The organism is Rugamonas sp. FW305-51 (genome assembly GCF_058786935.1).
This window is the reverse complement of the sequence record NZ_JBYSZG010000023.1, coordinates 78539-93125: the sequence shown is the minus strand read 5'-3', so window position 1 is coordinate 93125 and position 14587 is coordinate 78539. Positions and strand designations below refer to the sequence as shown.

Below are 14587 nucleotides of genomic sequence, written 5' to 3'. Positions count from 1 at the left end.
GCGCCCCCCCCGCCGGCGGCGGGACGGGCACGGGCCCGGTGGCGTTCAGGACGCCAGACGGGCCGCGATCTGGCGGGCCACGTCCTTGCCTTCGCGGATGGCGTAGTTGGTGCCGCGGTCTTCCGGATAGATTTGCGCCATGGTGCTGATGGTGGCGTTGCCGTAAGGCGTGCTGCGGTCGGGCACATAGGCCGAATAGCCCACTTCCGTCACGGGCTGGGCGAACTCGGCGCGCCAGATGCGGAAGTCCTGGATCCAGTCGCGCTGCAGGTCGGGGAACATGCGTTGCAGGTGGCCCAGGGCGAAGTCCAGGTAGGCGCCGTCCTCGGCCGCCCACAGCGGGTCTTCCTTGGCCAGGTAGCGCGACAGGAACACGATGTGCTTGCCGTCATAGTTGGCCGGGCTGTCGAAGTTGGTGTGTTCGATCACGCCCACGAAGGGGAAGCCGGGGTCGTTGACGTTGATCCAGTAGGTGTCCGACAGGCTGCGGTCCAGCTGCAGCACCAGGCACACGTTGCCCAGGTACTTGACGCGGCGCAGGCGCTCCAGCCAAGCCGCCTCGGCCTGGCCTTCGAACATGTCGGCGATCAGCGAGAAGGCCGGGGTGAACAGGAATTGCTTGCCGGCCACGGGGCCGGCCGCCGTCTGCACGGCGTGCAGCTGGCCTTGCCCGGCCTGCACCGCCGTGACGGGGGTGGCGTAGCGGATCTCGCCGCCCAGGCGGCGGATCTCGGCCGCCATCGCTTCGGCCAGGCGCCCGAAGCCGCCCTTGAAGTAGGCCAGCTGCTCGCCGCCCTTGGCGTCGCGCGTGCTGCCGCGCAGCACCAGTTTCTTCCACATCCACACCGCGTTGATGGCGTCCTGGTGCACATTGAACTTGTTTTCGATCAGCGGCTGCCACACCACGCGGTAGGCGTTCTTGCCGCACAGCGGTTCCAGCCATTCGCGGATCGACAGGTGCTCGATCGATTTCCAGTCCTTGACCTTGCGCACCTTGAGCACCATCAGGCCCAGGCGGATGCGGTCGAGCAGGGGCAGCGGCGAAAAGCGCAGCAGGTCGAGCGGCGTCGACAGGCGCCAGTGCTTGCCGTTGTAATACATGCCGGTCTTGGAGGGCATGATGACGACGTCGCCTTCCATGCCCAGTTCGCGCACCAGTTCCGGCACGTAGACGTCGTTGTCGAACCAGTGGTGGTAGAACTTCTCGATGGTGACCCCATCCTTGAAGTCGAAGGTGCCGGCCAGGCCGCCGGGGGTGGTGTCGGCGTCGAGCACGACCACGCGCTGGCCGGCGCGGGCCAGCGTCAGGGCGGCGGTCAGGCCGGTGAAGCCGGCGCCGACGATTACTGCGTCAAATTGCTGAGTCATAAGCATTCTATCGATACGGTCGGAAAAGAGGTCAGGCGCCGCGGGCCGGGGCGGGCTGGAACGTGATGCGGCGGTTCAGTCCGAACTGCAGCAGCACCACCATGGGCAGCGTGATCAGCTTGGCGATGCGGGGGTCGAGCTGGCCATATTGCACCAGCGCCCACAGCAGCACGGCCGAGGCGCTGTAGCCGACGGCGGCCACGCCCAGGAACAGGCCCAGGCGTTGCAGCACGCGGTCGCGCATGCCGAAGGTGAGCACGCGGTTGAGCGCGAAGCTGAGCAGGGTGCCGGCCAGGTAGCCCAGGCCGTTGGCGCCCTGGTACCACAGGCCGGCACTGTAGCTGAGGTAATAGACGGCGTAGTCGGTCGACACGCCCAGGCCGCCGCACAGGCAGTACAGGAGAAATTGCTGCATCAGGCCACCTGCTCGTCTTGGGGCGCGGCCGGCGCGCCGGCCAGGCCGACGCTGTCGCCGATCACGTACTGGGGCCGTGAATTGAGCGTGAGCAGCACCCGGCCCAGGTATTCGCCCAGCATGCCCAGCGCCACCAGCTGGATGCCGCCTATCATGAGGATGGTCACGATCAGCGACGACCAGCCGATCGGCATCAAGTCCAGCGTGAACTTCTGGATCACCAGCAGCACGGCCAGCAGGAAGCCCAGGCCGGCGAAGAACATGCCGGCGAACGAGGTCAGCCGCAGCGGCACGATGGAGAAGCTGGTGGCCATCTTGAGCCACAGCGAAATGGACTTGCGCAGGCTGTAGCCGCTGTCGCCGGCGTAGCGGTCGTGGTGTTCCACGTCGACCGTGCCGATGTTGCGCGTGACCGACAGCAGCAAGCCGTCGACATACACATAGGGGCCCCGGTAGCGCAGGATGTCGCGCACGATGGCCGCGCGCATGGCGCGAAACGGCGACAGGTACAGGCCCTTGGGCTTTTGCATCAGGTAGCCGGCCACCAGGTCGTTCAGGCGGCTGCCGGCGATCTTCCAGCTGGCGTGCTTGCGGTTCTTGAAGCGGGCGTAGACCACGTCGCGTCCCGTGGCCAGCTCGGCCAGCAGGGCCGGGATGTCCGACGGCGCGTGCTGCAAGTCGTCGTCCATGGTCATGACGATCTCGCCGCGGGCCTGGGCGAAGCCGGCCATGAGGGCGTTGTGCTGGCCCGCGTTCATGCGCAGCAAGATGCCGCGCACCCACGGGTAGCGCGCCGCCAGCTGGCCGATCACGTGCCAGCTGCGGTCGGGCGAGCGGTCGCACACGAAGATCACTTCATAGCTGCCGCGCACGCCGGGCAGCGTGTCGAGCACGGCCTGCAGGCGCGTCACCAGCTCGGGCAGCACCTGTTCGCTGCCGTAGACGGGAATGACGAAGGACAGCGCCAGCGGCGCGGGCGAATTAGCGTGCATAGTATTTCCTTACCAGTAGTGCGGCATAATCGGGGCCGAACGTGATGCCGGCCGCGGCGGCCGTGCGCAGCGCCAGCGCTGCCTCGATGTCGTAGCTGGCGCCGGCGTCCACCGTCTCGTAGCTGGCGCGCCGGTCCAGCACCTGCTCGAAGATGTGCACCAGTTCCAGGATGCCCACCGACTGCGGGCTGGCCACGTTGGTGACCACGCCGTCGGCCGCATGGTTGTCGAGCAGGTGGCAGACGATGGCGGCCACGTCGGCCACGTCGATCAGGTTGCGGCGCGCGTGCAGCCACACCTTGAACGGGGTGCCGGTGCTGATCTGGTGGTGCAGGTAGTTGGTCAGCGTGTGCGGGTTGGGGGTGGCCCCCACCAATTGCGGCAGGCGGAAGATGGCCTTCTGGCCGGCCCGTTCCAGGATCAGCGCCTCCATCGCCTGCTTGTGCTGGACGTAGGGCGAATGCTGCAGTTCCTGGTCGGACACGGAACAGGTGCTGAAATAGATCAGGAAACGGTTCAGTTCCAGGGCCTGTTCCAGCATGGCGCGCTCGCGCGCGAATTGTTCCGCGCGCGTCTCCTGGGAATTGGACACGCCCGAGGCGAACAGCACGATGTTGTGGCGGGCCGCGAAGGCGGGCGTGAATGCCTGGGCCAGCAGCCCTTTACCTACTATCATAAGACTCGATTCGTTGATGACGATGCGCCCGTGGCGCGTTATTTAAAAAGCACGTACCTAGCGGCCATGATGCCAGCTTCTGGCCGTTGTGTCTTCAGCCGGCGCAAGGGCGCAGTCCGCCGCCGGCGCCACCAGCCGTTGCCAGCCGGGCGCGAGCATGGCGGCCAGCAGCGCGCGCGCGCTCGCTTCCCACGTCAGCCAGGGCATGGCCGACGAAGGCGGCACCTGGCCGGCGCGCCAGCGCGCCAGCCAGTGGCGCAAGGCGGCGGCCAGCGCCGTGTCCGTGGTGCCGTCGAAATAGACGGCATGCTCGCCGGCCACTTCGCGGAACACGGGCAAGTCGCGCGCCACGATGGGCAAGCCGTGCTGGGCCGCCTCGATCAGGGGCAGGCCGAAACCTTCGCCCTCGGAGGCGGCCAGCAAGCCGGACGCAGCATTGTACAGTTTCAGCAGCATCTCATCGGAAACGCCCTGCAGCCAGAACAGCCGGCTGCCGTTGGCCGCGTGGCCGCGCAGGGCGGCCGCCAGCGGATCGACCATCCAGCCGTGCTTGCCGACGATGACCAGGTTCACTTCCACCCCCTCGCGCCACAGCAGCTCGCAGGCGGCCAGCGCCTGGGCGTGACCCTTGCGCGGCTCCACCGTGCCCACCATCAGCAGCGTGGGCCGGCTGGCCACGGCCGCCAGGATGGTGTCGGCGTCCGGCGGCAAGCCGGTGCTGGGGGCGCTGGCATCGATGTCGGCCCCCAGGTGGAAATAGCCGAGCCGTAACGGCCCGGCCCGCTGCGGCCGGTGCGTCTCCAGCCAGTCGCCCAGTTCCTCGGCCACGGCGCGCGAAATGCACAGCAGGCCGTCGGACAGGCGGGCGATGGTGGCCAGCCAGTTGGCGAAGTCGGCCGCCGCACCGAACGGGAACAGGGCCGGGCGCAGCACGGGCAGGATATCGTAGACGACGAAGAACAGGCGCACGCCGCGGTTGCGCCAGCGTTGCAGCTGGGCTTCGTTCTGCTGGGTGCCGTGCATCATCAAGTCCAGCCCCAGGAACAGGTCGTCCGGCTGGACGTCGACCGGGGCGTCGTCGGCCGGCGCGGGCGGCGTAGGCACCAGCGCGGCCATGTAGTGGCGCGCGTAGCGGTACGGTTCGCCCTGCCCCGGGCTGTAGACGGGCTCGATACGGTAGCCGGCCGGCGGCTGGGCGATCAGGGCCATGAGGATGCTGCGCACCACGCGCTGGATGCCGGTCTTCAAGTCCGTCTGCACCATGGCCGACACGTCCACCAGCAGCTGGCGCGGCGCCGGCGGCGCCAGGTTGGCGGCGATGGCGGCGGCCGCCGCGCGCAGCGCCGCCGGCGTGGCCGGCGCCGTCAACGCGCCCAGCGCCGCCAGCAGCGTGCGGTACTGGTGGCGCGCGCCGCGCGTGGCAAAGTGTTCGATCGCCGCGTGGTACAGCCGGCCCACGTGCTCGGGCGCATGTTCGGCCTGTACGTAGGCCGCGCCGGCCTGGCCCAGGCGCGCGCGCCGGGCCGGGTCGGCCCGCAGCTGGGCCAGCGCGTCGGCCAGCACGGCCGGCGTCACCTGTTCCGGCAGCAGGTGCAGCACGGCCGGCGGCAGTTCGGCGCTGGCACCGTGGGCGTTGGCCACCGTGGCCACGCCATGCATCAGGCAGTCGAGCACGGCGGCCGAGGTTTCGCCGCGGGTGTCGGTGCGCAGCTGGACGGCCACGTCGCAGGCGGCCAGATAGGTCTGGTAATCGTCCTGGCTGACAAAACCGGTGATGCGCACCGGCGTGCCGCGCAGGGCGGCGATGCGGGCCGCCAGCGCGCGGCAATAGGGGCCGCTCGTCAGGTCGCCCACGAACACCAGCTGGCATTGCGGATCGCTGGCCAGCGGCGAGGCGAGCCAGGCCGACAGCAGCGTGTCGTTGAGCTTGGTCGCGCCCAGCAGGCCGAACGAGCAGACCAGGAAGCGCTCGGGCGCCAGGCCCAGCCGGGCGCGCGCGGCCCGGCGCGCGGCGCCGCGGTCGCTGTCGGCGGCCGCGCCGCGCAGCAGCGGCAGCACGCGCCAGTCGGCCGCCATGTGCGGGCCGTACCAGTGGGCCGCCAGGCGCCGGGGCAGCTCGGCATGGACGATCACGCCGTCGGCCTGTTCCAGTACGTCGCGGTTGCAGGGGTAGGCCCACACGGCGTCGTTGCGGCCCAGGCGCGCGTGGCCCTGCAGGCCGCTGTAGCCGTGCGAGCGGGCCAGCGTGCGCAGCGCCAGGCCGGGCTGGCCGTGGTGGTCCATGTAGTCGATCAGGTTGGCCAGGTAGAAGTCGTGCAGCACCACGATGCCGGGGTGGCGCGCCAGCAGGGCGAACATGTGCTGGTGCATGGGCGAATTGCCGAAGTGGTACAGCACGCGCTGGTAATCCTGCGCGTGCGCGTCGAACCAGGCCAGGTCGCGCTGGGCCAGGTTGGCCGTGATCCAGCCATCGCTGACCTGCGGCTGGGCCAGGATGACGTCCACCTCGTAGTAGCGCGCCAGCTGGGGCAGCAGCTCGGCGCTGTAGTCGGCGATGCCCGATTTTTCCGGCGGCAGCGGCGAGATGTAGGCCAGGCGCGGCTTGGCGGCCGGCATGACCGTGGCCGGCGCGGCGGCCGGCGCCGTCATGGCCGGCGTGGCCAGCGTCAGTGTGGCCGCGGTGGCGGCGCGGCCGGCGGCCAGGGCCGCGAATGCCGGCCACAGGGCGTCGGCCCCGGCCAGCGCCTGCACCCGGGCCGGTCCGTCCGGCAGGGCGGCCAGTTGCGCCAGCGTGGCCGCATCGTCCGCCAGCACCAGGGCCGCCTGGCGCAGCGCGGCCTGCACCGGCGCGGCGGCCAGTGCGGCCGGCTCGGCCAGGTGCAGCACGGTGGCGTAGCCGTCGAAGCGGGCGCAGACGGTGCTCACGTCGGTGGCCGTTTCGGCGCCCAGCAGATAGGGCACGAACACCACGTCGGCCTGCCGGGCGGCCAGGAAGGCGGACCGTATCAGGGCGCAGGCCGGGGCCAGCCACGGGTCGTTGCCCGCGTCGGGCAATTCGTACACCTGCACCCGGTCCGGCGCCAGGCAGTCGGCGAAGGCCAGGCGCAGGGCGGCGACGGTGTCGGGATAGCGCGCGTTCAGGGCGATGCAGACCTGGTGCGGGCCGGCGGCCAGCGCCAGTTGCCGGGCCAGCGCCAGCGCGGCGGCGGCGCGCGCCGCGCTGCCGCTCTGGCAGGCTTGGAGATCGATGACGAGACGGATGGGCTGCATGGGCTTATTCGGTTCGGGGTGGGCAGGCACGCTGCAGGTCGGCCAGCACGGCGCGCGTGGCCGGGCTCAGCGCTTGCAGTTCCGGCGCCACGGCCGGCGCCGCCGCGCCCGCCGCGGGCGGGGCCTGGATGCGCTGCCACAGCCGGCGCACGCCGGGCCGCAGGCCGGGCACCATGGCCAGCAGCGGCAACAGCAGGCGGCGCAGCCGTTCGCGGCCAACCAGCCAGCGCAGCGCGCCGGCCAGGCGGCGCCGCAGGCCGTGGCGCACGCCGCGCGCGCGCGTGGCCAGGGCCCGCAGCGGCGCCGTCCAGCGCCACGACGGGCTGGCGTACACGGCTTGCAGGCGCCCTTCCAGTTCGCGGCCCCAGCCGTCGGCCCGCTGCGCGCTGGCTTCGGCCGCCAGCGCGCGCGCCAGTTCGCGCTGATAGTCGGCCTGGCTGGCGGCCGCTTCGGCCTGGGCCTGGGCGGCCAGCTGTTCGGCCAGCGCGGCCCGTTCGGCCGCCTGTTCGGCCGCCTGCTGGGCCGCCGTGGCGCCGGCCCAGGCCTGCACCAGGGCGGCCGGCAGGAAATCGTCGAACACATTGGGCTGGGTTTGCAGGGCCGCCAGCAGTTCCGGATGTTCGTCCGCCACGTAGTAGCGGTTCAGGCCGTCGAACCAGGCGTAGCGGTAGCGGCGCTGCGTGACCAGCGCTTCCCAGCTGGCGTGGTTGGTGACGCGGCTGTTGGGCAGCGTCGCTTCGATCACCAGGATCCACGGCCGCCAGCGCTGCAAGTCCAGGCCGCGCAGCACGTCGCCCTCGTAGCCTTCGACGTCGATCTTGAGGAAATGGATGTCCTGCGGCGCGTGTTCGGCGCAGATGGCGTCGAGCGTGAGCAGCGGCACCGTGTGCTCGACCACGTCGTAGCCTTCGGCCCGGTGGGCCTGGGCCACGGCCTGGTCGGTGGAAGCCCAGCCGTTGACGGCCGGCACGTCGAACAGCGTGATGCTGCCGCTGGCGGCGCCGGCGGCCACGTTCAGGTTGATGTCGCGCGGGCGGCGGGCGGCGAAGGCGGCCCCGTAGGACGGCATGGGCTCGATGTTGATGCCGTGCCAGCCGGCGTCGTAGAAGGCCTTGGTGACGGAATGCAGTTCGGGGTCGTTGGCGCCCACGTCGATGTAAAAGCCGCGCGGCAGGTGGCCGAGGGCGCGCCACAGCAGCACGTCTTCGCAGTTCTGGGCGTAGGAAATGAAGCTCATGGGCGCAGGATCTCTATCGTGGGGTCGAGCCAGGCCGACCCTTCAAAATGGGGACGCTGCATGTTTACCACGGTAAACACCAAGGCCAGGTCGCGCCACTCGTAATTGTTGACCAGGTGGGTGGCGGTGCTGACGATGGCCGTGGCCACCGAATAGCTGCCCGCGCCCAGGTTCATGTCGAAGCTGAAGCGGTACACCACCTGCTGCTGCGGGCCGACCTCGGTCAGCGGCATGTCCTGCAAGTGGGTGTTGGTGCCGTACATGGGCTGGCCCAGCCGGTCCTTGATCATGTAGCCCAGCACCATGCGGGGGATGGTGGCGTGGGTGCGCACCGTCACTTGCAGCGTGACGCGCTGGCCCACGTCCACCACTTCCACCGGCTCGCCCTGGGCGTTGAGCAGGACGATGTCGGCCACCCGCGCCTCGCCCGTGCCCGACACGGTCTGCACCTTGCCGCCGGCATGGGCCGCCAGGCGCACGGTGGCGTTTTCCCGTTCGGCGATCAGGGCGTTGTAATAGTCCATGATCTCTTCCGGCGGGCCCTGCTTGACCAGGCGGCCGCCGTCGAGCAGCAGGGCGCGGTCGCACAGCGACTGGATCGCCTGCTTGTCGTGCGACACCAGCAGCAGCGTGGTGCCCTCGCGGCGGAACTGGCGGATGCGCTCGAAACTCTTGTGCTGGAAATAGGCGTCGCCCACGGACAGCGCTTCGTCCACGATCAGGATGTCGGGCCGGCGCGCGGTGGCCACGCTGAACGCCACCCGCATCTGCATGCCGCTGGAATAAACCCGCACCGGCTGGTCCAGGTAGTCGCCGATTTCGGCGAAGGCGGCGATCTGCGGCATCAGCGCGTCGAGTTCGGCCACCGTCAGGCCCAGCAGCTGGCCCGCCATGTAGACGTTCTGGCGGCCCGTGAAGTCGGGGTGGAAGCCCATGCCCAGCTCGAGCAGGGCGGCCACCCGGCCCTGCAGGGCGATGTGGCCGGTGGTGGGCTGGGTGGTGCCCGTGATCAGCTTGAGCAGGGTGCTCTTGCCGGCGCCGTTGATGCCGATCAGGCCCACCGCCTCGCCGCTGCCGACGTCAAAGGCGATGTCCTGCAAGATCCACTGCAGGCGGTGGCGCGGGCCGCGCAACGGCAGCAGCCACTCGCCCAGGCGGGCCCAGCGGGTCGGATAATGTTTATAGGCCTTGCCCAGGCCGGTGACGGTGATGGTGCCCATTACAGTTCATCCACCATTTCGCCGGCGCGCTTGCGGAACAGCTTCCAGCCGAGCAGGCACAGCAGTATGGCCAGCGCGGCGCCCGGCGCCAGCGCCGCCCAGTCCGGCGCCTGGTGGCTCACCAGCAGGTTCTGGTAGGACTGCACGATGGGCAGCATGGGGTTCCAGGCCAGGTAGGGCCGCACGGCGGCCGGGATCACGCTGGCCGGATAGACCACGGGCGTGAGCCAGAACCAGAACTGCAGGAAGATGGTGAAGAACTGGCCGACGTCGCGGAAGAACACGTTGAGCACGCCCAGCACCATGCCCAGGCCCGTGGCCAGCACCAGTTGCAGCAGCAGCACCGGCAGCAGGGCCAGGAACAGCCAGCCGGGGAACTGGCCGCTGACGATGAGAAAGACGGTAAACAGGCCGAAAATGATGCCGAAGTTGACCAGCGCGTTGAGCACCATGATGATGGGCAGGCAGATGCGGGGAAAACTCACTTTTTTCAGCAGGTTGGCCTGTTCGATGAACATGTTCTGGCCGCGCCCTATCATTTCGGCGAACAGGCCCCAGGGCAGCACGCCGGCGCACAGGTAGATGCTGTAGGCGTATTGGGATTGGGCGCCGGGCAGGCGGCTCTGCATGACCTGGGAAAACACCAGGGTGTAGACCACGATCATGGCCAGCGGGCTCAGCACCGTCCAGGCCGCGCCCAGCATGGTGTTGCGGTATTTGGACTGGAACTCGCGCCGGACGCTGCCCAGCACGTAGCCGCGGTAGGACCACAGGGCCGTGACCATGGCGGGGGTCATGCCGTGCTCCCGGGCGCGATGGTGGCAGTGGTGAGGTTCATGGGCAGGATGCGATGGTGCCAGCCTGCTGGCCCCTGAGATTGAGAGGGGCAGATTATACCGTATTGACTTACCAGAGTTGTAATAGGTTGTTACAGGAGAATCTTTTTATTCGCCCTGCACCAGTTTCTGCAGGGCGGCCGGATTCTTGATGATGAGCCGGTGCGGCTCCTTCTGCACGATGCCTTGCTGGGCCAGCGTGAGCAGGGCCCGGGTCACCGTCTCGCGGCTGGTGTTGATCATGTTGGCGATGTCCTGGTGGGTGGGCAGGTTTTCCACCACCGTACCGTCGGGCAACTCCTTTTTCATCAGTACCAGGTAGGTGTAGATGCGGCGCGTGGTGTTGTTGATGCTCAGCAGGGCGCGGAATTCGGAATCGCGCTGGATCTTCTGGGCCAGGTGGCGCAGCATCTGCTTGGCCACCGAAGGCGAGTGCGAGAACAGGCGCATGGCCACCGGCGCCGGCAGGAAGGCCACCAGCACCTCCGTCATGGCCACCACCGAGGCCGAGCGGGTGGAATTGTTGATCAGCGCGATTTCGCCGAAAAAGTCGCCCGGCGCCAGCATGCGCAGGCCGACGGCGCGCCCATCCTCGGTCACGTCGATCACTTGCAGCTGGCCCGACAGCAGGAACAGCAAGCCGTCGCCGCTGCCGCCCTTGTGCAGCACCACTTCCCGTTTGGCATAGCTGCGGATGCGGATTTCCGGCTTGATGGCCAGCACTTCCTCGTCCGTCAGCTCCGACAGCAGGGGAATCTTGCGCAAATGGATGTGGATCTGGCGCTGCTCTTCCGACGCAGCGGGGGGCGCGCCCGAGGCGGCCGGAGCGGCGGCGGACGGCACGGCCGCCGTGGCCGCCACGGCCGGCGCAGGCGGCACGGCCGGCGTGGCCGGCGGTGCCGGGTCTGGCGTACGCGTGCTGTCGGGGGGAGGCGTGGTCATTGCAGTGTACTCGGTGGTGGTAGGGTTAGATGGCGGCGTACAGCAGCGCAATCAAGCCCGCGCTGGCGATGCCGGCCGCATTGGCCAGCATGTCGCGCCAGCAAAATGCCCGCTCCGGCACCAGCTGCTGCAGGCATTCCACGGCCAGGCTGGCCAGCAGCAGCGCCACCAGCCAGCACGCGCCTTGCCAGCGGTTGTCGGCCAGGCGCAGCGCCAGCAGGCTGAGCAGGCCGAAGCCGGCGAAATGCATCAGCTTGTCGTTGGGCAAGGGCGACGGCAGCCAGCGGTTGGGCAGCAGGCAGCCCAGCATGATCGCCAGCGCGCAGGCGAGAAAGATGATCCAGTTCAATACCATAGGAGACTACCTTGTGTCGGGAGGCGGCTGACGCGGGCGGCGCGGCGTCACGGCCCCTGCCACTGCCAGCTCAGCTGCAATTGGCGGTCATTGTACTGAAAGATCGAGATATTTTCCTGATTCCTGATCTGGCGCGCCTCCAGCAACAACGACTGGCTGCGGCTGAGCGGATAGGTCAGCGTGGCGCGCAACACCTGGGTCGCCTGGCGCCGCACCTGGTCGATAAAGCCGGGCGAGTAAAAGCTGCTGCCGTGCCAGCTCTGGTGGTTGAACGCCAGCTCACCGTTCAGTTCGCCCAGCAGGGTGTGGCGCCACTGCAGGCCGGCCTGCCAGCCCTGACGGTCGCCGCCGGGGCGCTGGGCCAGCGCATGGTCGTCCAGCAGGGCCAGCGTGGCGCTGGCGCTGCTCGTTTCCAGGCGGTAGTTGAACTGGCCCCGCAACTCGGCCGTGTTGGCGTTGAAGTTGCTCAGCGTCATGTATTCCACATGGGTCAGGCCGGTGGTCAGGCTGAACTGCATGCTGCCCGGCAGCGGCAGCGGCGGGCCGATCCGGGCCTGCAGCTGGGACTGGCGCTGGTACAGCTGGTCGCCCAGCGTGATCAAGCCCACGGTGACGCTGCCGTGCACGCTCCAGTGGCCGAAGCGCCACGGCGTGTCGACGCCGGCGAACAGGGAACTGGAGTTGTACTGGCCCAGCTTGTCGTAGCGGCGCGTCTGGAACTGGACAAAGCCGCTGCTGCCGTTGGCGCTCAGGTCGCGCAGATAGTCGGCCGAGAGCAGGCTGTACTGGTCGTGCCGGGGCCGGTAGTCGGCCGACAGCGGCAGTTCCACCGTCACGCCGGCCTGGTTGGCCACGTAGCTGGCGGCGCTGGCGCCCTGGTTGACGTTCTGGGCGATGCCGCGCGCGAAGCTGACGCTGCTTTGCGCCAGCGGCTGCCAGTGGCGGCAACCGCCGGCCCGGGCTTCCTCGATCAGCTGGACGATGCCGGCCGACGGGTGGAAGCGGGTGATGATGGCGTCGAACAGCCGTTCGGCCTCGTTCTCGTGGCCCAGCGCGCACTGGATCAGCGCCAGGTCCAGCCAGGCGCCCGCGTGCAGCGGTTCGCGCTCGATCACCCGGCTCAGCGTTTCGCTGGCGTCCGTCTTGCGGCCTTCGGCGATCGATTGCAGCGCCTGCTGGTACATGAGCTCCGTCTCGACCTGGTCGGGCTCGGCGCGCGCCGCCCCGCCCGCCGCCAGCAGCAGGGCCAGCAGCCCGGTGCGCAGCACGGCCCTCAAGGGCGCAGCTCCACGGCCGGGGCGGCGCTGGCGGGCGCCGTATGCTTGGTCGAAACGGTCATAGCATTGTCTAAAGTGTAAAGTACGGTCGGCTTTTCCTTGCCGCGCAATAAACGTTCGCCCAAGCGCAGCAGGCGGTGGCGGGTGGCCCGCGCCACCGTGCCCTCGCCCACGATCACGTCATGGGGGTAATCGCGCGCCGCCTGCTCCAGGCGCGAGGCCGTGTTGACGCTGTCGCCCACGGCCGTGTAGATGCTGCGGGCGGCCGTGCCGAAGTCGCCGGCCGTGGCCAGCCCGCTGTCGATGCCGATCCGCACCCGCAGCGGCGGCCGGCCGCGCGCCTGTTGCGCCAGGCTCAGCGCCTGCACGCGCCGCACAATAGCACGTGCCGCGTCCAATGCCAAATCGGCATGTTGATTATTTGGTAACGGCGCACCCCAGAACGCCACCAGGCCGTCGCCCGTGTACTTGTCGAGCGTACCCTGGGTGGCGATGACGGGCTCGGTCAGGCATTCCAGGAAGTCGCGCGTGAGGCGCGCCGCTTCCTCCAGCGGCAGCGCCTCCACCTGGGTGGTATAGCCTTCCATGTCGGCGATCAGGGTGGTGATGTCGCACTGGCGCGGCGCCAGCGGGTCTTGCAGATTGCTTTTCAATAGTTCCGACACGACGGCCGGCGCCACGTACTGGCGCAGCGTGTCGAGCAGGTGGCGCGAGCGGTGCTGGGCCTGCTGCCACTGGTAGGGCACGGCGAACACCAGCAGGAACAGGATGCCGGCCAGCGGCCCGGTGGGCGGGAAGGCGGCGTCGTGCCAGCTGATGGCGTAGCCCAGCGGCAGCCACAGGGCCGCCGCAGCGCACAGCAGCAGCACGTTGCGGGCCGCCGACAGGCGGGGGAAGGTGTAGCTGGCCGCCAGCGCCACCAGCAGCCCATAGGCGCAGGCCAGCAGCCGGCCCGGCCACGGCGCCGGCGTGGTGCCGTCGCGCCGGTCCAGCAGGGTCGACAGCATGGCCGCCTGCACCCCCAGCCCGGGACGGTTGGCCGCCAGCGGCGTGGTGACCCGGTCGGCCAGGCTCAGCGACGACGAGCCCACCAGCACCAGGCGCTCGGCGGCGCTGGCCGGGTCGATGCGGCGCGCCAGGATGTCGGCCGCGCTGACCACCGTGTAGGCGCTCCAGTCGCGCCGGTAGGCCACGCGGGCGGCACCGGCGTCGGCCCCGGCCGGCAGCGCCAGCGGCCGGCCGCCGCAGCAGTTGACCAGGGCCAGGCTCAGGGCCGGGTAGCGCTGTCCGCCGTAGCTGGTGAGCAGGGGCAGACGCCGCAGGGCGCCGTCCTGGTCGGGAATGAAGCCGATATTGCCCACATGGCTGGCGCCGGCCAGGCCGGCATGGTTGGCCAGGTAACCGGTGGCGGCCGCGCCCGCGCCCGGTCCGGCCACGGCCCCGGCCGGCGTGCCGGCGCGCAGCGGCTCGGGCCGGGTCTGGCTGTAGTCGAAGGCCTGGGCCAGCACCAGCGGTGCGTTGCTCGCTAGCAACTGCAAGCGCAGGTCGCCGGCCGTTCCGCTGGGCTTGCCCAGCACGATATCGAGGCCCACGCCCCGGGCCCGGTAGTCCGTCAGCAGGATTTCCACCAGGTCGGCCAGGCGTTCGCTGGGCCAGGGCCAGGGGCCGAGGGTGGCCAGGCTGCTCTCGTCCACATCGACCACCAGCACCCGCGGTTCGGGCGCGCTGCTCGTCTGCAGCCGGATATAGTGGTCGCGCAGCCATTCGTCGGCGAAATAGCCGGTGCCATAGGGCGGGGCCGGCAGCCATTCGATGCCCATGGTCAGCAGGGCGGCCAGCAGCACCAGCAGCAGGCGGACCAGGCGCGTGGCCGACGGTGGGAGGGAGCGCAAGGCTGAAAAAGTGATCATGGATGGCGCGCGGGGGCCAGTCAGCCTGTGGGACGGTGGACAGTGAGTGGATAAACAGCGAGAGTATAGCCTGTTCGCGGCCCCTGCCG

At 69.6% G+C, this 14587-nt stretch carries 12 protein-coding genes; all 12 read right to left on the bottom strand.

Annotated features, from left to right (window positions below; translation table 11 throughout):
- Window positions 1-45 precede the first annotated feature (45 nt).
- Window positions 46-1368: an NAD(P)/FAD-dependent oxidoreductase gene (locus tag AC3WOS_RS16920; RefSeq protein WP_492717186.1), complete on the bottom strand. Its 1323-nt coding sequence runs from the start codon at window positions 1366-1368 to the stop codon at window positions 46-48.
- 31 nt (window positions 1369-1399) lie between these two features.
- Window positions 1400-1783: a GtrA family protein gene (locus AC3WOS_RS16915; protein ID WP_492717185.1), complete on the bottom strand. Its 384-nt coding sequence runs from the start codon at window positions 1781-1783 to the stop codon at window positions 1400-1402.
- Entirely contained in the window at window positions 1783-2775 is a 993-nt protein-coding gene (locus AC3WOS_RS16910) for a glycosyltransferase family 2 protein (protein ID WP_492717184.1), read from the bottom strand. Before AC3WOS_RS16910 ends, AC3WOS_RS16915 begins: the two co-directional genes overlap by 1 nt.
- Complete coding sequence (locus tag AC3WOS_RS16905; protein WP_492717183.1) at window positions 2765-3451, bottom strand: NAD-dependent epimerase/dehydratase family protein; 687 nt, start codon at window positions 3449-3451, stop codon at window positions 2765-2767. Before AC3WOS_RS16905 ends, AC3WOS_RS16910 begins: the two co-directional genes overlap by 11 nt.
- 57 nt (window positions 3452-3508) lie before the next feature.
- Window positions 3509-6721: a glycosyltransferase gene (locus tag AC3WOS_RS16900; RefSeq protein WP_492717182.1), complete on the bottom strand. Its 3213-nt coding sequence runs from the start codon at window positions 6719-6721 to the stop codon at window positions 3509-3511.
- A 4-nt stretch (window positions 6722-6725) separates the two neighbouring features.
- Entirely contained in the window at window positions 6726-7958 is a 1233-nt protein-coding gene (locus AC3WOS_RS16895) for an FkbM family methyltransferase (protein ID WP_492717181.1), read from the bottom strand.
- Window positions 7955-9178 carry an ABC transporter ATP-binding protein gene (locus AC3WOS_RS16890; RefSeq protein WP_492717180.1) on the bottom strand — a complete coding sequence of 408 codons (1224 nt, stop codon included), beginning with the start codon at window positions 9176-9178 and terminating at the stop codon, window positions 7955-7957. Before AC3WOS_RS16890 ends, AC3WOS_RS16895 begins: the two co-directional genes overlap by 4 nt.
- Complete coding sequence (locus AC3WOS_RS16885) at window positions 9178-9975, bottom strand: ABC transporter permease (RefSeq protein ID WP_492717179.1); 798 nt, start codon at window positions 9973-9975, stop codon at window positions 9178-9180. The genes AC3WOS_RS16890 and AC3WOS_RS16885 overlap by 1 nt, the downstream gene beginning before the upstream one ends.
- A gap of 147 nt (window positions 9976-10122) precedes the next feature.
- A complete protein-coding gene (locus AC3WOS_RS16880; RefSeq protein WP_492717178.1) occupies window positions 10123-10956 on the bottom strand; it encodes a Crp/Fnr family transcriptional regulator in 834 nt (277 codons plus the stop codon).
- Window positions 10957-10981: 25 nt separating this feature from the next.
- Entirely contained in the window at window positions 10982-11311 is a 330-nt protein-coding gene (locus tag AC3WOS_RS16875) for a VanZ family protein (protein WP_492717177.1), read from the bottom strand.
- 47 nt (window positions 11312-11358) lie between these two features.
- Window positions 11359-12579, bottom strand: a complete 1221-nt coding sequence (locus tag AC3WOS_RS16870; RefSeq protein WP_492717188.1) for a tetratricopeptide repeat protein — start codon at window positions 12577-12579, stop codon at window positions 11359-11361.
- A gap of 5 nt (window positions 12580-12584) precedes the next feature.
- Window positions 12585-14498 carry a CHASE2 domain-containing protein gene (locus AC3WOS_RS16865; protein ID WP_492717176.1) on the bottom strand — a complete coding sequence of 638 codons (1914 nt, stop codon included), beginning with the start codon at window positions 14496-14498 and terminating at the stop codon, window positions 12585-12587.
- Between the last annotated feature and the right edge of the window lie 89 nt (window positions 14499-14587).